This window comes from Klebsiella michiganensis (genome assembly GCF_002925905.1).
GTDB lineage: Bacteria > Pseudomonadota > Gammaproteobacteria > Enterobacterales > Enterobacteriaceae > Klebsiella > Klebsiella michiganensis.
The window spans coordinates 1,420,343-1,440,141 of record NZ_PRDB01000001.1 but is presented as its reverse complement, the minus strand read 5'-3'; the positions used below and the strand labels follow the sequence as shown (position 1 = coordinate 1,440,141).

17 protein-coding genes, 1 tRNA gene and 1 pseudogene are annotated in these 19,799 nt (G+C 57.5%); 11 read left to right on the top strand and 8 right to left on the bottom strand.

The genetic code is table 11. The features are described 5' to 3' along the window. Window positions 1-33: 33 nt before the first annotated feature. Window positions 34-576: an ECP biosynthesis operon DNA-binding transcriptional regulator EcpR gene (gene ecpR / locus CDA56_RS06920; protein ID WP_014228101.1), complete on the bottom strand. Its 543-nt coding sequence runs from the start codon at window positions 574-576 to the stop codon at window positions 34-36. 927 nt (window positions 577-1,503) lie between these two features. Between ecpR and phnC the strand changes: the two genes are divergently transcribed. The 4 genes from phnC to phnE (CDA56_RS06900) all read left to right on the top strand — a co-directional run bounded on the left by phnC (window position 1,504) and on the right by phnE (CDA56_RS06900) (window position 5,130). Further along, window positions 1,504-2,346 (top strand): phosphonate ABC transporter ATP-binding protein, encoded by an 843-nt coding sequence (phnC, locus tag CDA56_RS06915; RefSeq protein ID WP_014228100.1) that lies wholly within the window; start codon window positions 1,504-1,506, stop codon window positions 2,344-2,346. Window positions 2,347-2,369: 23 nt separating this feature from the next. Then, window positions 2,370-3,311 (top strand): phosphonate ABC transporter substrate-binding protein, encoded by a 942-nt coding sequence (gene phnD, locus CDA56_RS06910; RefSeq protein ID WP_009654530.1) that lies wholly within the window; start codon window positions 2,370-2,372, stop codon window positions 3,309-3,311. A gap of 68 nt (window positions 3,312-3,379) precedes the next feature. Further along, entirely contained in the window at window positions 3,380-4,252 is an 873-nt protein-coding gene (gene phnE / locus CDA56_RS06905; RefSeq protein WP_025107218.1) for a phosphonate ABC transporter, permease protein PhnE, read from the top strand. Then, entirely contained in the window at window positions 4,249-5,130 is an 882-nt protein-coding gene (gene phnE / locus CDA56_RS06900) for a phosphonate ABC transporter, permease protein PhnE (protein ID WP_025107219.1), read from the top strand. The genes phnE (CDA56_RS06905) and phnE (CDA56_RS06900) overlap by 4 nt, the downstream gene beginning before the upstream one ends. 99 nt (window positions 5,131-5,229) lie before the next feature. Here phnE (CDA56_RS06900) and CDA56_RS06895 read toward each other — a convergent pair whose 3' ends face one another. Then, complete coding sequence (locus CDA56_RS06895) at window positions 5,230-5,892, bottom strand: HAD family hydrolase (protein WP_025107220.1); 663 nt, start codon at window positions 5,890-5,892, stop codon at window positions 5,230-5,232. A gap of 110 nt (window positions 5,893-6,002) precedes the next feature. Further along, window positions 6,003-6,812 (bottom strand): sulfite exporter TauE/SafE family protein, encoded by an 810-nt coding sequence (locus tag CDA56_RS06890; RefSeq protein ID WP_047724339.1) that lies wholly within the window; start codon window positions 6,810-6,812, stop codon window positions 6,003-6,005. Between the two features lie 100 nt (window positions 6,813-6,912). Between CDA56_RS06890 and CDA56_RS06885 the strand changes: the two genes are divergently transcribed. After that, on the top strand, window positions 6,913-7,710 hold the full coding sequence (locus CDA56_RS06885) for an AraC family transcriptional regulator (RefSeq protein ID WP_048261344.1): 798 nt from the start codon (window positions 6,913-6,915) through the stop codon (window positions 7,708-7,710). Window positions 7,711-7,717: 7 nt separating this feature from the next. Here CDA56_RS06885 and CDA56_RS06880 read toward each other — a convergent pair whose 3' ends face one another. From CDA56_RS06880 to CDA56_RS06870, 3 genes are read right to left on the bottom strand one after another with little or no spacing between them, the layout of a single operon-like run. After that, window positions 7,718-9,505: an aryl-sulfate sulfotransferase gene (locus CDA56_RS06880; RefSeq protein ID WP_048261342.1), complete on the bottom strand. Its 1,788-nt coding sequence runs from the start codon at window positions 9,503-9,505 to the stop codon at window positions 7,718-7,720. A 23-nt stretch (window positions 9,506-9,528) separates the two neighbouring features. Further along, window positions 9,529-10,272 carry an ABC transporter ATP-binding protein gene (locus tag CDA56_RS06875; protein ID WP_032718975.1) on the bottom strand — a complete coding sequence of 248 codons (744 nt, stop codon included), beginning with the start codon at window positions 10,270-10,272 and terminating at the stop codon, window positions 9,529-9,531. Next, on the bottom strand, window positions 10,269-11,837 hold the full coding sequence (locus CDA56_RS06870; RefSeq protein WP_049082465.1) for an ABC transporter permease: 1,569 nt from the start codon (window positions 11,835-11,837) through the stop codon (window positions 10,269-10,271). Before CDA56_RS06870 ends, CDA56_RS06875 begins: the two co-directional genes overlap by 4 nt. Before the next feature lie 222 nt (window positions 11,838-12,059). Here CDA56_RS06870 and CDA56_RS06865 point away from each other — a divergent pair, with 222 nt between their 5' ends. Next, window positions 12,060-13,127, top strand: a complete 1,068-nt coding sequence (locus tag CDA56_RS06865; protein WP_049082464.1) for an ABC transporter substrate-binding protein — start codon at window positions 12,060-12,062, stop codon at window positions 13,125-13,127. Here CDA56_RS06865 and CDA56_RS06860 read toward each other — a convergent pair. Then, on the bottom strand, window positions 13,124-14,068 hold the full coding sequence (locus CDA56_RS06860; protein WP_088168459.1) for a LysR family transcriptional regulator: 945 nt from the start codon (window positions 14,066-14,068) through the stop codon (window positions 13,124-13,126). The two genes, CDA56_RS06865 and CDA56_RS06860, sit on opposite strands and share 4 nt — an antisense overlap. A gap of 330 nt (window positions 14,069-14,398) precedes the next feature. Here CDA56_RS06860 and CDA56_RS06855 point away from each other — a divergent pair, with 330 nt between their 5' ends. After that, window positions 14,399-14,962, top strand: a complete 564-nt coding sequence (locus CDA56_RS06855; RefSeq protein WP_048261334.1) for a C40 family peptidase — start codon at window positions 14,399-14,401, stop codon at window positions 14,960-14,962. A gap of 61 nt (window positions 14,963-15,023) precedes the next feature. Here CDA56_RS06855 and phoE read toward each other — a convergent pair whose 3' ends face one another. Further along, window positions 15,024-16,076, bottom strand: a complete 1,053-nt coding sequence (phoE, locus tag CDA56_RS06850; protein WP_004129421.1) for a phosphoporin PhoE — start codon at window positions 16,074-16,076, stop codon at window positions 15,024-15,026. 290 nt (window positions 16,077-16,366) lie between these two features. On the opposite strand from phoE, the gene proB reads away from it, so the two are divergent. The 4 genes and pseudogenes from proB to CDA56_RS06830 all read left to right on the top strand — a co-directional run. After that, window positions 16,367-17,470 carry a glutamate 5-kinase gene (proB, locus tag CDA56_RS06845; RefSeq protein ID WP_103815311.1) on the top strand — a complete coding sequence of 368 codons (1,104 nt, stop codon included), beginning with the start codon at window positions 16,367-16,369 and terminating at the stop codon, window positions 17,468-17,470. Window positions 17,471-17,480: 10 nt separating this feature from the next. Continuing rightward, a complete protein-coding gene (gene proA / locus CDA56_RS06840; RefSeq protein WP_014228088.1) occupies window positions 17,481-18,734 on the top strand; it encodes a glutamate-5-semialdehyde dehydrogenase in 1,254 nt (417 codons plus the stop codon). Window positions 18,735-18,846: 112 nt separating this feature from the next. Next, window positions 18,847-18,922, top strand: a tRNA-Thr gene (locus CDA56_RS06835). Window positions 18,923-19,167: 245 nt separating this feature from the next. Beyond that, a pseudogene (locus CDA56_RS06830) lies at window positions 19,168-19,791 on the top strand (tyrosine-type recombinase/integrase); the annotation flags it as partial. Window positions 19,792-19,799 lie beyond the last annotated feature (8 nt).

Sequence of the window (19,799 nt, the reverse complement as noted above, 5' to 3'; positions counted from 1 at the left end):
GTGCACAATTTTAAAAACAACGTTTATTACTAATTACAGCGCTAACTTATATATCTTTGAATACAGTTTGGCCTCGGCATTTCGCCGATGGGTATAAACCGTTTTCACACTACAATTTTCAATCTTGGCAATAGATTTCGGGTGCATTCCCTGTGCCGTCATCCGAATTATTTGCATTTCCCTGTTGGTAATTTTGTCTTTCTTTATATCTTTACGTAGAAAACGGCCGTTGATAACGTATGCCAGCTCCTGACGAATATCCTTGGCTAAGTCCACATAGACCACGCCACGAATAGCACCATTGTAATACCAGTAGTTGGCCAGCGCTTCCGAGCGCCTCGCGGCAATTAATACAATTTGCTTGCCTTTCATTTCAGCCAGCCACTCGCTATCGCGGCGGATAAAATAATTCAGCGAACTGGCGCTAAGATTAATAAATACAAACTCCCGGCGTACCTTTTCAAGCGACAGGTAAATCAGGTCATCAATATCAATAATTAGCTCAGCGAGTCCTTTTAAAAAATAGCTGTCATGCGCTGGCCAGATGCACTGGTCCAAAGAATATTTATAATCCATATAAAGTTAAACCCCATAGTCCTGGAAATCTTGAACGTATCACAACACTGCTGATAGCCCAGGCCTGCAAAGTCTAAGTCAGCAAATTCCCTCTTTAATATATTCAATCAAAATTCAAAATAGTATTGCTAGAGATAAAGAGCACTAAATGACTTGCTTGTTTCTTGTGTTACCAAATTTAGGATTTTTCTCCATGTGTGTCAATAAGTGCGCAAAGGGCTAATTACCGACCAGGTCAATTTAAGTCAGAAGAATAAAAATAAGGATATTGAGTTAAACACAAAAACCATTGGTTTTCATACGGTTATTGGTGGGATATGCGTAGATTCTTAAGTGAATATTATATGTTCCAGGATCTTAGCCATTAGTTGTTAAGACTATTCTTAACCTCACTTTTATTTAAAAAAGCGAAAAAACCGAATAAATTCAAAAAATAAGAACATAAAACCAATAAACAACACAAAATTAGTGGTTAATTTCATTAATTAGTGTAAATAATGGAATTACACGCCGCACAAAAGGGATAGTCACCGACTAAAAATTTTCCGCCGCGAATCGTAATCCAGTACCTGAAGATAATCCACTCGGTTAAACCGACTCAGATATAAGAATTGCACGAGCGTCCAGAGTCGTCCCGTTGTACCCGCGGCGATAGCATTACCCGGCTAATGTCGCATAAAATGCGTCATCTTTATCAGATGAAATACGTATCATTATTAATCTCATGCGCTATCGCGTATTAAAGGTAGGCAGAGTATTTTCAGATGCCCGATTGCTAATGCAAAAGTGTGATCCATGATGAATTTTTTTTCCAACAAATAGGCCAGCTTTCGCATCCGTTCACTATTTGTTCGCCTTACTGTCATCCGGCAGTCATATAAAACACCATTAATAGTGCCCAGTTTACTGACGAACCTGGACGCATTTATGAACAGTTCCCTGGCTGCGGTGGCAGAAACCGATTATCAACCGTTTACGCCGCCCTTTATCGACCGGCAGCGTAAGGTCCTGAGCGTACGCAACCTGAGCAAATCCTACAGCGCGCAGCAAACCGTACTGGACGGCATCAGTTTCGATCTTCATGCGGGCGAGCTGGTTGGCGTCATTGGCCGCTCCGGCGCCGGAAAGTCAACGCTTCTGCACGTACTGAACGGTACCCACAGCGCCAGCGGCGGCGAGATCCTCAGCTATCCGGAAGTGGGTACGCCGCAGGACGTATCAAAGCTGTCGGGCCGCGCGCTAAACGCCTGGCGCAGCCAGTGCGGCATGATCTTTCAGGATTTCTGCCTGGTCCCGCGTCTCGACGTTTTGACCAACGTGCTGCTGGGTCGCCTGAGCCAGACCTCCACCCTGAAATCATTATTCAAAGTTTTCCCCGACGCGGACCGCGCCCGCGCCATCTCCCTGCTGGAATGGATGAATATGCTGCCGCATGCGCTACAGCGGGCGGAAAACCTCTCCGGCGGGCAGATGCAGCGCGTGGCGATTTGCCGGGCGCTGATGCAAAACCCGGGTATTTTGCTGGCCGATGAACCGGTCGCTTCTCTCGACCCGAAAAATACGCAGCGGATTATGAATGTCCTTCGCGAAATTAGCGAACAGGGTATCAGCGTGATGGTAAACCTGCATTCGGTGGAGCTGGTGCGTGAATATTGCACGCGGGTCATCGGCGTAGCCAAGGGCAAGATTATTTTTGACGATCATCCCACGCAGCTGAATCAGGATATTCTGCATCGGCTGTACGGCGATGAAATTAGCCAATTGCATTAAATTTCACTCACACGGGCAAAATAATGAAAAAGTACATCACTGGCGCAGTTCGTTTATCCGCAGCGGTTGCAGGCATTATGATGGCGTGGCAGGCAAGCGCTGCTGAACAGCCGAAGGAATTAAATCTGGGCATCCTTGGCGGTCAGAACGCAACCCAACAAATTGGTGATAACCAGTGCGTTAAACAGTTCCTTGATAAGGAGCTGAAGGTCGATACAAAATTACGTAACTCTTCCGACTATTCCGGCGTGATTCAGGGATTGCTGGGCGGAAAAGTTGACGTGGTCTTAAGTATGTCGCCGTCATCATACGCTTCCGTTTATATTAACAACCCTAAAGCCGTCGATATTGTCGGGATTGCCGTAGATGATAAAGATCAGTCCCGCGGCTATCACTCGGTGGTGATTGTCAAAGCCGACAGTCCGTATAAAAAGTTAGAAGATCTGAAAGGCAAAGCGTTTGGCTTCGCCGATCCGGACTCCACTTCCGGCTTTTTAATTCCCAACCACGCCTTTAAACAGCAGTTCGGCGGCACGTCGGATAATAAATATAATAACTTCTTCTCCAGCGTGACCTTCTCCGGCGGCCACGAGCAGGATATTCTGGGCGTGCTGAACGGTCAGTTTGCCGGCGCGGTGACCTGGACCTCGATGGTGGGTGATTATAATAGCGGCTACAGCGTCGGCGCCTTCAACCGACTGATTCGCATGGATCACCCGGATTTGATGAAGCAAATCCGCATTATATGGCAATCGCCGCTGATCCCGAACGGCCCAATCCTGGTCAGCAATTCCCTGCCTGCTGACTTTAAGGCCAAAGTCGTCACCGCGATTAAAAAGCTGGATACCGACGATCACGCCTGCTTTATCAAAGCGATGGGCGGTACGCAGCATATCGGCCCGGGCAGCGTAGCCGATTTCCAGCAGATCATTGATATGAAACGCGAACTGGTTACCGCGCGTTAATCCCGCCCTGACGCCGTCGTCCGGCCAGTCTCGCGGGCGGCGGCGACTCGTTGAAGACACAGCGACGCATGAATAATACCCATACCGAATTCGAACGCTATTACCAGCAGGTCCGCTCGCGGCAAAAGCGCGACACCTTTAGCTGGTCCCTGCTGCTGCTGGCGCTCTATTTTGCCGCCGGCAGTATGGCCGAGTTTAATCTCTTTACTATCTGGCACTCGCTGCCCAATTTTCTCGATTACATGTTTGAGACGCTGCCGACGCTGCACGTCGCCGACCTGTTTGCCGATTCGCACACTAAAGGCTCTCTGGCTTACTGGGGCTATCGTCTGCCCATTCAACTGCCCCTTATCTGGGAAACGCTGCAGCTGGCGCTGGCGTCCACGCTGGTGGCGGTGGCGATTGCCACCCTGCTGGCGTTCGTTGCGGCCAACAACGCATGGTCCCCTGCCCCGCTGCGTTTTGCCGTCCGCGTGCTGGTGGCTTTTCTGCGCACCATGCCGGAGCTGGCGTGGGCGGTGATCTTCGTGATGGCTTTTGGTATCGGGGCGATCCCCGGCTTTCTGGCATTAATGCTCCACACCATCGGCAGCCTGACCAAGCTGTTCTATGAAGCGGTGGAGAGCGCCCAGGATAAACCGGTACGCGGCCTGGCCGCCTGCGGCGCGTCGCATCTGCAGCGTATCCGCTTTGCCCTGTGGCCGCAGGTGAAACCCATCTTTCTCTCCTACGGCTTTATGCGCCTCGAAATTAACTTCCGCTCCTCAACGATCCTCGGGCTGGTGGGCGCGGGCGGCATCGGCCAGGAGCTGATGACCAATATCAAACTGGACCGGTACGATCAGGTCAGCATCACGCTGCTGTTGATTATTATCGTGGTATCGCTGCTGGATATGCTATCCGGCCGCCTGCGGCAGTGGGTTCTGGAGGGGAAAAAATGAGTCAGTGGCAAAATCAACCGGATATCGCCGCCAGCCGTCGCCAGCATCGGCATTTATACCAGGCCCAGGGGCGCTATCTGCGCTACGTCGGCCTGCTTGCGCTGGCCAGCGCCCTCTACTATGTCTGGTTCTTTATGCAGTTCGGCATCAGCGGCGAGCAGCTCGCCACGGGGCTGCAGCAAATCAGCCGCTATCTGCTACGGATGTTCGTCTGGCACGACTTTTTCAACTGGCCGTTTCGCTATTACTTCACGCAAATCGCCATTACCCTGGCGATTGTTTTCGCCGGGACGCTTACCGCGACGGTCATCGCCCTGCTGCTCTCGTTTCTGGCGGCGCGGAATATTATGCGCGGCGTGATTCCGGGAACGATCGCCCTGCTGATGCGCCGGTTGTTCGACGTGCTGCGCGGTATCGATATGGCTATCTGGGGGCTGATTTTTGTCCGCGCCGTGGGGCTCGGGCCGCTGGCCGGGGTGCTGGCGATAATTATGCAGGATACCGGGCTGCTGGGCCGACTGTACGCAGAGGGACACGAGGCGGTTGACCGCTCGCCGGGACGCGGCCTGACGGCGGTGGGGGCGAACGGTTTGCAGAAGCACCGTTTCAGCATTTTTACCCAGTCTTTCCCGACGTTCCTGGCGCTGAGCCTGTATCAGATTGAATCGAATACCCGTTCCGCCGCGGTGCTCGGCTTTGTCGGCGCGGGAGGCATTGGCCTGATTTATGCGGAAAATATGCGTCTGTGGAACTGGGACGTAGTGATGTTTATTACCCTGCTGCTGGTGGCGGTGGTGATGGCGATGGATACGCTGTCCGCCTGGCTGCGCCGCCGCTATATCGGCGGCAGCGCGGTGCCGCTGTTTAAAGCTGATTAGTTTTTTCCCGGAGGCGGTGCTGCGCACCTGTCCGGGCTACCCAAACGGCACGAAAAAGTAGCCCGGGTAAGGCGTTTACGCCGCGACCCGGGGGAAAAATCACAGCCGCCACGCCAGCACCGGCCACTGGTGCTGCGCGTTCGCCGCCGCCAGCTGCGGGCACGGATTGACCAGCCGTACGCGATCGGCATGCAGGCACAGCGGCAGGTCGTTGATCGAGTCGGTGTAGAAGGTCACCTCCCCCGAGTATTCAGGATGCGCCTGTTGCCACTGCGCCAGGCGCACCACCTTCCCCTGCTGATAGCTCGGCGTACCGGCAATCACGCCGCTATAGCCGCCGTCGGCCATCTCAACGTCAATCCCCAGCGCCTGTTCGATACCCAGCTGCGCCGCCACCGCCTGCACCAGCAGGCTGACCGAGGCCGAGATCACCAGCATCTGCTCGCCTTTAGCCTGTAAAGTCCGAATCAGATCCCACGCCTGGGGATACACGCGCGGCATAATCTCGTCGCGCACGCAGCGCGCCAGCAGCGCGTCCACCTCCCGCTTTGCGACGCCAATCAGCGGCGCCTGAATCAGAGCCACATAATCGGCGATATTCATTTCGCCGCGGTCGTAGTCATCCATCAGCATCGCTTCCCGCGCCAGGTAATCGGGATCGTTTACCCAGCCTTCGCGCACCATAAAGCGGCTCCACAGCGTACTGCTGTCGCCCTTAATTAACGTATTATCCAGATCGAAAATGGTCAGCGTTTTACCCATCGTTTATTTTCCTTTATCGGCCACGGCGTCTCGCGAGAGCATGCGCAAGAAAAATGACAGCAGAATGACCCGGGCTACTCTCGGATGGATGCGCAGCGCCGCGTCCCTCATTATCCCCACACGCTCATCACCAGCAGTACGGCAATCAGCAATAGCGGATAAATTCGCACATGCCAGCGGTCCGGTAAACGCGCCAGCCAGCGGGAGGCGATTTTTAACCCCAGCCAGCTTCCCGCCACCAGCTGCGCCGCCGCCGACAGCCAGATATTGCCGACAAACCCATTCGGTAACGCCACCGGCGAGAGCCAGGCCATCAACAGCCAGGTTAGCGTCGCCGTTGCCGCCAGCGGCAGCGTCAGCACGTTGGCCATCCCCGCCGCTTCAGCCATCAGCACGCCGCGACGGCGCATCAGAGGGACGGTCATCACGCTTCCACCCACGCCGAGAAAAGAGGCGATCAGGCCAATGATCCCCCCTACCGTTAGCTCATGCGGCACCGTCGGTATCACCCGGCGGGATGGCGGGGTCATAAATCCGGCGCGAAGGTAGCAATCGGCAACGGTTGCCAGCAGATAGATAACGAACAGCCAGCGGATCCACGCCCCGCTCGCCTCAAGCGCCAGCAGCGCGCCCGCCGTTCCGCCAACGGCAATGCCGGTGAGCATGGCCCATAAGCGGCGCCAGCGGAGAGTACCGGTACGCGCGTGTCGCCAGCTCGCCAGCAGCGCGGAGCAAAGCATGACCAGCGCCGAGGTGGCGACGGCGATGTGCATCGCCTGTTGCCCGACGACGCTTTGCGCGCCCCACGCGCCGGTCACCAGGAAATAGAGCAGCGGGACGGTGACGAAACCGCCGCCGAAGCCAAAGAGCCAGGTGGTCACGCCGGAAAGTATACCGCACAGAAAAAGCCAGTCGCTCATTCGCACTCCTCCACAAAAGGAGGTAACGATATAGAATAACGCCGTGGCCGGCTTACGCTTTAAAGCCAATCTATTACGAATTTCAGCCAGGGCTATCTTCATGCGCAACGTTGCGATTAATGACGTCGACCATCTTCCTCGCCGGGTACTGGCGCTGGGCAGCGACTATCCGCCCAACACGCTTCTGGAGCGACATAGCCACCGCCGGGCGCAGTTTCTGTACGCCATGCACGGATTAATGAAGGTCGAAACGGACGACGGCCAGTGGCTGGTGCCGCCGTTCAGCGGGGTCTGGATCCCGGCGACGAAACCGCATCGCGTCTGGATGCCCGGCGTCAGCACCCACAGCCTGTATATTGACGCGCGGGACGCCCCGCGGGAAAGCGAACGCTGCGAAGTCTTACAGGTTTCTCCGCTGACCCATCAGTTGCTGCTGGCCGCCTGTCAGCTACCGCTGCTGTATGACGAGAGCGGGCGCGATGCCGCCCTGATTGCGCTACTGCTCCATGAACTGCGCGCCGCCGCACCGCTGCCGATGTTTACGCCGCTTCCGCAGAACAGCCACCTCGCGGCGCTATGCGGCGATTTTCAGCGCCAGCCGAGCATCCGCAGTACGCCGCAGCTGTGGGCGCAAAAACTGAGTAAAAGCGTACGCACGTTTAATCGTCTGTTTCGCCGGGAGACCGGGATGGCGTTTTGCGACTGGCGCCAGCAGGCATGCCTGATGTACGCCATGACGGCGCTGCGCGAGGGGCGTTCGGTTACCGAAGTCGCGCTCAGTCTGGGCTATGAGTATCCGGCCGCCTTTACCGCGATGTTCCGCAAAGCGATGGGCTATTCGCCGCTGGCGTTTATCCGCCAGATAAACGGCGGACCGGCACACGCCAGCCCGCCGTAGTCGCGGATTACCCGGCTGCGCGATGGAGCCAGTCGAGCAGCGCGTCCACCGAGAGCTGCGCAGGCGCGCGGGATGCTGGCTGCCCCGGTTTAATCAGCAGCAGCGTCGGCAGGCCGCGCACGCCGAGGTCGCCCGCCAGATCCTGATGCCGGTCGGCATCCAGATAGCGCGTATCCAGCTGAGCAAGCCGCGGGCTGAGCTTTTCATGCGCCAGCAGCTGCCAGAGCTTGCGGCAGTGCACGCAGCGTTCCGCGCCGACGAACAGCAGCACCGGCCGTTCGCTCTCCAGCTCGCCCGCCGCGCTTATCGGCGTGAACGCGCTTTCCGCGACGCGGAACAGCTTCGGACTGCGGCGCAGGGTATCGTTATCGGTTGCCACGCACAGCGCATCGGCGCTTTTACTGTACGGCTGTACGCCCGCCACCCGCACCACGCTCTGCGCCGGACCGGCCGCCGCCGCGCCGGGCTGGCGCAGAGTACGCACGTCCACCGCCGCAATGGGCGTCTCCTGCGGCTGCGCCAGCTGCGGGATCCAACCGTAGGGAATGCGGTAGGCGCGATAGACCATATTGTTGTTCAGGGTCTTGCCCCAGAACGGCGAAATATATTCCCAGACAATTTCGTGGTCGCGGGTCACTTCGAAAATGCGCCCGTTCGATCCTTCGTTAATCAGGGTATTGCCGTTTTCCAGGCGCTGCATATTGCTGATGTAGGGGCTGTAAAAGCGGTACGAATCGGTTGGCTGCGGCAGATCCGCTTCATAGGGCGAGTAGCGCCATTCGATATCGAGGGTCAGCGGGTTGATCTCCAGGATCCGTGAATAATCGCGCCAGGCGTTTTTCACCCCGTCCGCCGACGCCGGATTCGGCGCGCCGTATCCGGCCCAGCCGCCGTTATCGAAAATCAGGATATTACCCGCGCCCGGCAGCCCCTGCGGGATCATATGCGCATGGTGCTGGCCGATGATCCAGCCGATGTGCTTCAGCTCCGGTTTGCTGTAGTCCGGGCCCAGCTGCCAGACGATCTTGCCGCTCTGTTTGTCGATAATGGCAATAATGTTGGATTCGCGGGCGTCCCAGATAATGTTGTCGGGATGAAAACGCGTATCGCCGGCGTCGTACCACTTATTCGGCCCCAGCGCCGACATCGAGTTGATATGCATCCAGTCGCCCATTCCGCCGCCGCTGGCGCGCATATTCGGGTTGTTGTAGAGCGCGGTGCGCGCCGCATCGTCGAAGCCCAGCTCGTGAAAATGATCGCTGCAGCGCCACTCCCACACCACGTTACCCTGCCAGTCGACTTCGATAATGGTGTCGTCCAGCAGCAGCTTGTCGGAGATCGCTTCATTCACCAGATTGGTGTGGGCGAGGATCAGGGTATTGCCGCCATCCACCTGCGGCTCCAGCCCCGGCGCGTAATAGCCCACCGGGTTGCCCGCCCGCTGATAGTCATGATGCGCGCGCGCCATCCAGCGCGTGGCGTTGCCGGGATCGCTCACCTGCTCGTAGCGGTCGAATTTCCAGGTGACGTTGCCCTCCCAGTCCACCTGGATCAGATCGAGCATATCCTGCATGCCGTAGCGCGGGTCGCGCTCGCCGCTGTGGCCAAGGATTGCGCCGCCGGGCAGGATTTTATTGGGAAACCCGTGCAGTTCAGGCCATTCGCGCACCACGCGGCCGTTCATGTCCACCAGCACCGCGCCGTGTTCGGTGGCCTGGAAAAGGGTATAGCCGCTCCAGGCGCGCTGCGGATCGTAGAGGGTGGCGCCGGTCGGGTAGACGGAAGGATGTCCCATATGTTGCTCCTTAAATAATAGAATCAGGCAGAAGTAATCAGGTTGCGAATCTGGCGGCAGGCGGCGATAAACGCGGCATCATCGCGCTGGCGCGGATGGGGCAGCGCCAGGCTTACCACTTCCCGTATCCGCCCCGGACGCGGCGAAAGCACGACGACGCGATCGGCCAGGGCGACGGCTTCTTCCACATCGTGCGTCACCAGCAGCGTGGTGGTTCCCGCGCGCTGGTGGATCTGTAAAAGTTCCTGCTGCAGGGTGTGGCGCGTCAGGGCATCCAGCGCGCCGAAAGGCTCGTCGAGCATCAGGATCTGCGGACGGGCCACCAGGCCGCGGGCAATGGCCACCCGCTGGGCCATGCCGCCGGAGAGCTGCGCGGGCAGCGCGTTGACGAATTCGCTGAGCTGCACGCGCTCCAGCATTTCCAGCGCCCGCTGGCGCTTCGCCGCCCGGCTGAGCTTTTCATCCGCCAGGCCGAGCATCACGTTGTCGAGCACGTTAAGCCAGGGAAACAGGCGCGGCTCCTGAAACACAATGCCGCGCTCTTTGCCCACGCCGGTGACCGGCTCGCCATTAATGCAAATATCGCCCTGGGTCGCTGATTCAAGGCCTACCAGCATCCGCAGCAGCGTCGATTTACCGCAGCCGCTGCTGCCCACCAGCGCCACCAGTTCACCGGCGGCGATATCCAGGCTGAAATTCTGTAGCGCCGTCACCTGTTGCCAGGATTTACGCACGTGGCGAAAAGAGACCAGGGTTGAAGAGGTCATAGCTGCTCCTGTTGACGCCAGCGGGTGGCGCGCATTTCCAGTAAACGTCCGGCTTTATCCAGCGCCGCGCCGGTAATACCGACCAGCACCATGCCGCAGAGAATGGTGGGCATATCCAGCAGCTGCTGGGCATTGATCATCAGGCTGCCGATGCCGACGCCGGAGGACATGAAATATTCCGCGCCGATATTGCCAAGCCAGGCGTAAATCAGCGCCAGCCGCAGACCGGCGAAGATCCCCGGCGCCGCGCCGGGAAGAATAACCCTGCGCAGGCGCGCTAACTCGCCCAGGCGCAGTACCCTGGCGACTTCGTCGAGCTGCGGGTTACGCTGAAGCACGGCCTGCAGGGTGCTGAAGAACATCGGAAAGAACGACGCCAGCGCGATAAAAACGATTTTGCCGCCGTTATCGTTGCCCACCCATGCGGTCAGCAGCGGCAGCCAGGCAAACAGGGCGATATGGCGCAGCACGTTGAGCGTGGGCGTGAAGATTTGCCCGGCGCGCGGGCGCAGCGCCAGCAGCAGTCCGCAGAGCAGGCCCCCCGCAATCCCCAGCGCGCCGCCGACAAAGGCTCGCCCGAGGCTTGCGAGCATCGCCGCGGTCAGCTCCCCGCTCAGGGCGCCCTGAATAAAACGCGTCGCCACCGCCAGCGGCGAAGAGAACAGCGCACCATCGATCCAGCCCCACGAGCTTGCCAGCTGCCACAGCGCCAGCAGGACCAGCGGCAGCTGCAGCGCCCGCCAGCTGGCCTGCGGTTTCCACGCCAGGCGTCCGGCGGCAGGCTGCGGCCAGAACACCAGACGGGTACAGGCGCGGTTCGCCGCCCACTCCATCAGCATGCCGCTCAGCCCCACGACCGCAATGGTGACGAAGACGATATCCAGCTGAAACAGCTGGCGACCCCAGACCATCAGGTAGCCAATGCCTTCTGAAGAGGCCAGCAGTTCGACGACGATAAGCGACACCCAGGCCTGCGATAGCGCCAGACGCAGGCCGGTAAACCAGCCCGGCAGGCTTGCGGGGATCACCAGCCAGCGCAGCCGCTGCCAGCGGGAAAAGTTCATCACCTTTGCGGCTTCGCTCAGGGTCAGCGGCACGCCGGCCACCGCCTGCTGCGTGTTAATGGTCATCGGCACTACGGTGGTTTTGATGATAACCGCCAGCTTGAGGCCGTTATCAATCCCGAACAGCACCATAAACAGCGGGATCCAGCCGAGCGTCGGGATTTGCGCCAGCGCGTAGAACAGCGGTTCCACCCGCTGCGCGGCGGCCGGCACCAGGCCGAACAGCGCGCCGAGCAGCGTCCCAGCAATGGCGCCCAGCAGCAGGCCAAGCGCCAGATGCTGAAGGCTGAATCCCCACTGCGCCAGCAGATCCCCGCTCAGCAGCGATAGCGCGGTATCGGCAACCACCGACGGCGCGGGCAAAATTTGCTCCGGCATCCATCGTTCGCGGGCGGCGATGTACCACAGCAGCAGCAGTAACGCAGGCAGCAGCCACGGCCAGCCGTTAAGCCTGAAGCCCGGCCTGCCTGGGGCATCGGTTCTTAAGATCATCTGCGACATATCGGTCCACTTTTCGGCAAGTTATGCCGCTATCAAAACGTGACTTCTCCTTCGCCGCCATTGCGTAAGGCGAATAATCCCGATGCATCGAATGCATTTCAGGCTGCCGGGCGCGCGGCGTTTGATTTAGCTTTTTTTCACCCAAGCTTGGCGAATAAAAGCATTTAACACGCAGCCCGTTGGCTCTTTAGGGTGAGAAAAAACTCAGGAGAGCAACACGTTATGATGAAAGCATTTTTTAGCCGCACCGTGCTGGCGCTGGTGGCGGTTATCGGCCTGGCGGCCAGCGCGCAGGCCGAAGCGCTGCGTACCATTCGCATCGGCGTGCCGGACCAAAGCGCGGGGAGCAAGCCGTTTATTGAGGGGCCGGTCGGCATGGCGTTTATCCGCCATCAGCTGGAAGAGGCGTTTAAACCGCAGGGTGTGGAAGTGCAGTGGCAGTTTTTCAAAGGCGCGGGCCCAGCGGTAAATGAAGCCTTAGCCAACCGCCAGCTGGATTTTGTCTACCTCGGCGATCTGGCGGCGATTATCGGTAGGGCCAACGGGCTGCCGACGCGCCTGCTGCTGGGCAGCCGGGGTTCGGAATCTTACCTCGCGGTGACCAAAGCTTCCGGGATTAAAACCCTCGCCGATCTGAAAGGCAAACGGGTGGCGGTTTATCGCGGCACGGCGGACCAGCTGGCCTTTGACCGGGCGCTGCAAACCGTCGGCCTCAACGAGCGCAGCCTGCAGGTGATCAACCTCGACTGGAACGCCGGCAAAGCGGCGCTGGCGGCCGGTCGCGTCGATGCGGTGTGGGGCGGCGTTTCGTTGCTGGCGCTACGCGGCGATAAGATTGATGTGGTCGTCAAAAGCGGTGACTCCGGCCGCCAGAACACCACTCAGGCCGGGTTCCTCGGCACGCAGGCGTTTATTGACGCCTGGCCGCAGGCGACCCAGCAGATCGTTAACGTGTTGGTGAAGAACGCCGCGGAAATCAGCGACCCGGCCAATCGCGACGCCTGGTCCGCCGAGATGGCGCAGCAGAGCCAGATCCCGCAGGCGCTGTTTCTCGAAGAGCTGCAGCCGCAGGATCTGAACTTTACCACCTCGCCGCGTATCGATCCGTTCCTGACCGACAGCTTTAGCAATAGCGTCGAACAGGCTAAATCCGGGCGGCTAATCCGCAGCGCTTTTGACGTCAGCCAGTGGGTAGACGGCCAGTTTGTCGAGCAGGCGCTGAAAGCCCAGGGGCTGGAAAACCGCTGGCCGCAGTACGATGCCAAAGGCCAGGCGAAAAACGCCGGTTAACCCCTATCCTCCTGCGCCAGCAGCTGAAGCTGATGCTGACGATCGGTATGAAGGATAATCTCAATCAGCTTCTCCACCAGCGGCGGCTGGGCCGCGTGAACCGGAGAGATAATGGCAAACCGGGTCTGCATCAGCCGCCACTCCTCAGGCAGATCGCTGAGCTCCAGCTTAACCAGACGATGGCTGTGCTGGCATAGCGCGAAGCCATCCTCGCTGGCGAAGCTAATCGCGTTGGTCTGCGCGAGGGTGGCAAGCAGCGCGTAGATATGATCGCACTGAATCGCCGGGGTAAAGTCCTGCTGCTGGCTGAGGGTCGCCAGCACCTTGCGCACGCCCGGCGGCAGATAGGGGGCGGCAAAGGGGTAGCGCAGCATCGCCTGGATAGAGACCGGCCCCTGTTTGGCCAGCGGATGATCGGCATGGCAGACGAAAAAGCAGCGCTGCGGGCTGAGCGGCTGCACGCGCAGCTGCGGGTCGAGCTCGGCCTGCCAGCTGTCGGCGACCACAAAAGGGTAGAGCTGAGAGGTCAGCGCCTGATGCAGCGCCAGCCAGTTATCAATCTGAAAGCGCACCCTCGCCTGCGGCAAAAGGCGATGAAACTCGCCGACGGCGGCCGGAATCAGCCTTGCGGCAGGGGCCGGGCCGCAGCCAAAAGCGACCTCGCCGTTTTGCGCATCGTCCGCTTCGCGCAGCTGGCTGCTGAGCTCCACGTTCAGCTCCTGAAAGCGGCGGGCGTAGGGCAGCAGCTTTTGCCCGTGCAGGGTGAGCGTCGGTAGCTTGCTCTGGCGATCGAATAACGGATGACCGACGCTCTGCTCCAGCGCCTGAATGCTGCGGCTGAACGCCGACTGCGACAGGCACACCGCCTCCGCCGCGCGATTAAAACTGCCGTATTCAACTAACGCGACAAAGTTGCGCAGTTGGCGAAAATCCAGATGCATTAGCCCGCCCCACTCTCTCTTTTAGTCTACAAAAGTACTGGAGGGCAGCGTGGCGGCGCAATGGCGGGATGATGAGGATCTTTCACCTTGCGCTGAAGCGGAACAGATGCGCAACACGCGGATATTTGTGAAATATTGTTTCACAGAGAAAAAATTTATTAATGGAAGATGAGACGGTCCCGGCGAAAATAAAGGCCGCCGATGTTCACCGCGTATCCAACCTATATTATTTACGTAAGGTTTCGTAAATTTTGCTTTTGGTCATTCTGAGGCCGTAGCGAATCGGCTATAAAATATCACGGCCCGTTTTCAGTGACGAAAAACAATGATATGAAGCCCAGACTCTCTCACGCGCTATTATTTGTTCCTTTTTTGCTTTTGGCAGGATGTTCATCCTCATCGAAACCGCATAAAACCGCCGCCCAGAGTAGCCACGCGACCATCGACGGAGGTTCTGACGATCTGATCCCGGTGATCGCCGCGCTGCACGATCAGATGCATACCTGGGAGGGAACGCCCTACGAATGGGGCGGGACGGAGCAAAGCGGGGTCGACTGCTCCGGGTTTGTCTGGCGTACGCTCAAAGATCGCTTCAACCTGCCGATGGAGCGCATCACCACCCGCGAACTGCTGCATATGGGAGAACGCGTGAGCCCGCGGCAGCTGCGGCCGGGAGATTTGGTTTTCTTCCGTATTAAAGGCGGCATGCACGTCGGCTTCTATGATACCGACCGTAATTTCCTCCATGCCTCCACCAGCCAGGGCGTGATGCGCTCTTCGCTGGATAATCCGTACTGGCAATCGGCATTTTATCAGGCGCGCCGCCTGCCGAAGGAATATAACGCGCAGATCACGATGAATAACGATAATCTGCATCTGGCGAAAAACCGTTAATCAGCAAGAATAAAGCCGCCCTGTCACCACGGCGGCTTTATTGTTTTTTACCGGCGACGGCTTAGAACTGGTAGGTCATACCGACAGCGACGATATCGTCATCGTTGATCCCGAGCTTATTATCGCTCTTCAGCTGGTTGATTTTGTAATCCACAAAGGCGTTCATGTTTTTGTTGAAGTAATAGGTCACGCCAACGTCAATGTAGTTGACCAGGTCTTCGCTCCCCACGCCCTCAATATCCTTGCCTTTTGACAGCACGTAGCCCAGGGACGGACGCAGGCCGAAATCGAACTGGTACTGCGCCACGGCTTCAAAGTTCTGCGCTTTATTGGCAAAACCGCCGCTGATTGGCGTCATTTTGCGGGTTTCTGAGTACATGGTCGCCAGGTAGATATTATTGGCGTCATATTTCAGGCCGGTCGCCCAGGCTTCCGCTTTTTTACCCGTGCCGCGGGCCAGCAGGTTCTGATCGTTCGTGCGATCGGAGCTGGTGTAGGCCGCGCTGACGGCGAAGTCGCTGCCGCCGAAGTCGTAGCTTAAGGCGGTACCGAAGCCGTCGCCGTTCTGTTTCTTGGCTTCACGGCCTTCGTTTTTCCCCTGATATTGCAGGGTCAGATCCAGGCCATCCACCACGCCGAAGAAATCGGTATTGCGGTAGGTTGCCAGGCCGCTGGCGCGTTTGGTCATAAAGTTATCGGTCTGCGCGGAAGAGTCGCCGCCGAATTCCGGGAACATATCGGTCCAGGCTTCAACGTCGTACAGCGCGCCGAGGTTACGACCATAGTCAAATGAACCGTAGTTTTTGACTTTCACGCCGGCGAACGCCAGACGCGTTTTCTGCGAAGAGTCGCTTTCAGTTTTGTTGCCGGAGAACTCCGATTCCCAGCGGCCGTAGCCGGTCAGATCGTCGTTAATCTGCGTTTCGCCTTTGATGCCGAAACGAACGTAGGTCTGGTCGCCATCTTTGCTGTCATAGTCGCTCATATAGTGCATCGCTTTGACTTTGCCGTAGACGTCCAGTTTATTGCCGTTTTTATTATAAACTTCTGCCGCCTGCGTAGCCGAAGAAGCAATAAGACCCATCATCATTAATGCCAGTGAGCTCTTTTTCATTATTCAGTCCTGGTGATTTATTTATACGCGCTAATCAATTCCGGGCGGAAGCCCCGTCAAAAACTGCAGGTTTTTTAACGCTCTAATATTAAAAATTTATGACAATATGGAACTTTTTCTAAAAAAGGGTATTAAATTATTTCCGTCATGAATGTGTCACACTTCCCCGCCAGAATGCCCGATCCGCGCAATGAAGTGGTTCGTCCACCACGCCAGGTGTTGGCAAGCGGGCTGACTCCTGTTACAACATCAACTCGATATCGAAACTCCTTTTTGAACGGCAGAGAATCATGAGTGATAGCCAGACGCTGGTGGTAAAACTGGGCACCAGTGTTTTAACGGGCGGATCCCGCCGCCTGAACCGCGCCCATATCGTTGAATTAGTGCGCCAGTGCGCGCAGCTGCACGCGATGGGTCATCGAATTGTGATAGTCACCTCCGGGGCGATCGCCGCCGGACGTGAGCACCTCGGCTACCCGGAACTGCCTGCGACCATTGCGTCGAAACAGCTGCTGGCGGCGGTCGGCCAGAGCCGTCTTATCCAGCTGTGGGAACAGCTGTTTTCTATTTATGGTATTCACGTCGGCCAGATGCTGCTGACCCGCGCCGATATGGAAGACCGCGAGCGTTTTCTCAACGCCCGCGATACCCTGCGCGCGCTGCTGGATAACAATATCGTGCCGGTCATTAATGAAAATGACGCCGTGGCGACCGCCGAGATTAAAGTCGGCGATAACGATAATCTTTCGGCGCTGGCGGCGATTCTCGCCGGCGCCGATAAACTGCTGCTGCTGACCGATCAGCAGGGCCTGTTCACCGCCGACCCGCGCACCAACCCGCAGGCCGAGCTGATTAAAGACGTTTACGGCATCGATGACGCTCTGCGCGCCGTCGCGGGCGATAGCGTGTCCGGTTTAGGTACCGGCGGTATGGGCACCAAGCTGCAGGCCGCCGACGTCGCCTGCCGCGCGGGCATCGATACCATCATCGCCGCCGGTAGCCGTCCGGGGGTGATTGGCGACGTGATGGAGGGCATCTCCGTCGGGACCCGCTTCCACGCCCAGGAATCGCCGCTGGAAAACCGTAAGCGCTGGATTTTCGGCGCGCCGCCGGCGGGCGAAATTACCGTGGACGCCGGCGCGACCCAGGCAATTCTCGAACGCGGCAGCTCCCTGCTGCCGAAAGGGATTAAAACCATCACCGGCAACTTCTCGCGCGGCGAAGTGATCCGCATTCGCAGCCTTGAAGGCCGCGATATCGCCCACGGCGTCAGCCGCTATAACAGCGATGCGCTGCGCCGCATCGCCGGGCAGCACTCGCAGCAGATCGATGCCATTCTGGGCTATGAATACGGCCCGGTCGCCGTCCACCGTGACGACATGATTATCCGTTAAGGAGCTGAAAATGCTGGAACAAATGGGCATTGCTGCCAAAGCGGCCTCGTACAAACTCGCGCAGCTTTCCAGCCGCGAAAAGAACCGGGTGCTGGAAAAGATTGCCGACTATCTTGAAGCGCAGACCGACGCGATCCTGCGGGCTAACGCTGAGGATCTGGCGGAAGCGCGCGCCAACGGTTTGAGCGAGGCGCTGCTTGACCGCCTGGCGCTTAACCCGGCGCGCCTGAGCGGAATTGCTAACGATGTTCGTCAGGTCTGCAGCCTGGCGGACCCGGTCGGTCAGGTGATCGACGGCGGTCTGCTGGACAGCGGCCTGCGTATTGAGCGTCGCCGCGTGCCGCTGGGCGTGGTGGGCGTAATTTATGAAGCCCGTCCGAACGTGACCGTCGACGTCGCCTCTTTGTGCCTGAAAACCGGCAACGCGGCGATTCTGCGCGGCGGTAAAGAGACCTGGCGCACCAACGCCGCCACGGTGAAAGTGATTCAGCAGGCGCTGCAGGAGTGCGGCTTACCGGCGGCCACCGTGCAGGCGATTGAGAGCCCGGATCGCGCGCTGGTCGGCGAGATGCTGAAGATGGATAAGTATATCGATATGCTGATCCCGCGCGGCGGCGCAGGTTTGCATAAGCTGTGCCGCGAGCAGTCGACGATCCCGGTGATCACCGGCGGTATCGGCGTCTGCCATATTTATATCGACCACTCCGCCGACGTGGCCGAAGCGCTGAAGGTTATCGTTAACGCCAAAGTGCAGCGCCCGAGCGCCTGTAACTCGGTCGAAACGCTGCTGGTGCATCAGGATATCGCCGAACGCTTCCTGCCCGCACTGAGCAAGCAGATGGCGGAAAGCGGCGTCAGCCTGCACGCCGATGCGGCCTCCCTGCCCGCGCTGCAAAACGGCCCGGCCAGCGTAGAGCCGGTGAAAGCGGAGCAGTATGACAATGAGTATCTGTCGCTGGATCTGAACGTGAAGGTGGTGGCCGATCAGGATGAAGCGGTAGCGCATATTCGCGAGCACGGCACCCAGCATTCTGACGCCATCCTGACGCGCACCCTGGGCAACGCGAACCGCTTTATCAACGAGGTGGATTCCTCGGCGGTGTACGTCAACGCCTCTACCCGCTTTACCGACGGCGGCCAGTTCGGCCTCGGCGCGGAAGTGGCGGTCAGCACCCAGAAGCTGCACGCGCGCGGCCCGATGGGCCTGGAAGCCCTGACGACCTATAAGTGGATTGGTTTCGGCGACGATACCATTCGTGCTTAATGCTAATTGGGTGATGCAAAAGTAGCCGTTTGATTCGCAAGGGCATTGACGCATCACCCACTTAGTTTTAACCTTCTATCCCGTGCTTACGCTCGTCAGCACATCTTGCAGGGCCGATATAGCTCAGTTGGTAGAGCAGCGCATTCGTAATGCGAAGGTCGTAGGTTCGACTCCTATTATCGGCACCATTTCAAGTTCCTCAACCGTCCGTATTATTCCGTAAATCATCTGATTTATAACGTTTTTTAGTCCATAGTCGTCCGTTACCATCCAGTAGAATCCGGCACTAAATGTGTATAGGTTTGTGTATATGTTCCTGTTCGGTCTTGGATTCCTATACACATGCCTTTAAACGATATGCAGATTCGCCGCGCTAAGCCTGAAACTAAAGCCTATACACCTGGAGATGGGCAAGGGCTGTCATTGCTAATGTGGAAAGGCTGAGTTTAACCCTGCAGCGGATCTTTCTAGTGCCCTCGATGTACACCAATCCAATCACTCCCTTTCCTAAAAGCTGATGAAATACCAGATTTTCTGCGTGCTTTGGATTGTTACACCGGAGGTCGGCGTGTCCTGATTGCCACGAAATTACTGATGATTACGGGTGTAAGGACCATCGAATTACGTGCGGCATTATGGTCAGAATTTAATCTAGGTAACGCTATTTGGGAAATTCCTGCTGAAAGGATGAAAATGCGTAAGGCACACCTTGTGCCATTGTCGACTCAGGAGTTAGATTTACTCAATGAACTAAAAGTCATGACAGGGAACTATCGTTATGTTTTTTCCGGGGAGGAACGATCCGAATAAGCCAATGAGTAAAGCAAGCATAAACAAGGTTATTAAGCGAATTGGTTATAGTTGGGAATTAATGGGGCATGGATTTAGACATACTTTATCTACGATATTACATGAAAATGGATTTGAAAGTGCTTTAATTGAGATGCAGCTAGCCCATGTTGATAAAAATAGTATACGAGGAACTTACAATCATGCTCTATACATTGAAAAAAGAAGAGAAATGCTTCAATGGTATGCAAGAAATTTAGGCCCCTGAAATGAGGC

Excerpts from the sequence above, each read along its gene's own strand:
- CDA56_RS06890 (WP_047724339.1), bottom strand. The coding sequence starts at position 6,812 with ATGAGCGACTGGCTTTTTCTGTGCGGTATACTTTCCGGCGTGACCACC.
- CDA56_RS06865 (WP_049082464.1), top strand. The coding sequence starts at position 12,060 with ATGATGAAAGCATTTTTTAGCCGCACCGTGCTGGCGCTGGTGGCGGTT.
- proB (WP_103815311.1), top strand. The coding sequence starts at position 16,367 with ATGAGTGATAGCCAGACGCTGGTGGTAAAACTGGGCACCAGTGTTTTA.
- phnE (WP_025107219.1), top strand. The coding sequence starts at position 4,249 with ATGAGTCAGTGGCAAAATCAACCGGATATCGCCGCCAGCCGTCGCCAG.
- CDA56_RS06885 (WP_048261344.1), top strand. The coding sequence starts at position 6,913 with ATGCGCAACGTTGCGATTAATGACGTCGACCATCTTCCTCGCCGGGTA.
- proA (WP_014228088.1), top strand. The coding sequence starts at position 17,481 with ATGCTGGAACAAATGGGCATTGCTGCCAAAGCGGCCTCGTACAAACTC.
- CDA56_RS06855 (WP_048261334.1), top strand. The coding sequence starts at position 14,399 with ATGAAGCCCAGACTCTCTCACGCGCTATTATTTGTTCCTTTTTTGCTT.
- phnD (WP_009654530.1), top strand. The coding sequence starts at position 2,370 with ATGAAAAAGTACATCACTGGCGCAGTTCGTTTATCCGCAGCGGTTGCA.
- phoE (WP_004129421.1), bottom strand. The coding sequence starts at position 16,076 with ATGAAAAAGAGCTCACTGGCATTAATGATGATGGGTCTTATTGCTTCT.
- CDA56_RS06875 (WP_032718975.1), bottom strand. The coding sequence starts at position 10,272 with ATGACCTCTTCAACCCTGGTCTCTTTTCGCCACGTGCGTAAATCCTGG.
- CDA56_RS06860 (WP_088168459.1), bottom strand. The coding sequence starts at position 14,068 with ATGCATCTGGATTTTCGCCAACTGCGCAACTTTGTCGCGTTAGTTGAA.
- phnC (WP_014228100.1), top strand. The coding sequence starts at position 1,504 with ATGAACAGTTCCCTGGCTGCGGTGGCAGAAACCGATTATCAACCGTTT.
- phnE (WP_025107218.1), top strand. The coding sequence starts at position 3,380 with ATGAATAATACCCATACCGAATTCGAACGCTATTACCAGCAGGTCCGC.
- CDA56_RS06895 (WP_025107220.1), bottom strand. The coding sequence starts at position 5,892 with ATGGGTAAAACGCTGACCATTTTCGATCTGGATAATACGTTAATTAAG.
- ecpR (WP_014228101.1), bottom strand. The coding sequence starts at position 576 with ATGGATTATAAATATTCTTTGGACCAGTGCATCTGGCCAGCGCATGAC.
- CDA56_RS06870 (WP_049082465.1), bottom strand. The coding sequence starts at position 11,837 with ATGTCGCAGATGATCTTAAGAACCGATGCCCCAGGCAGGCCGGGCTTC.
- CDA56_RS06880 (WP_048261342.1), bottom strand. The coding sequence starts at position 9,505 with ATGGGACATCCTTCCGTCTACCCGACCGGCGCCACCCTCTACGATCCG.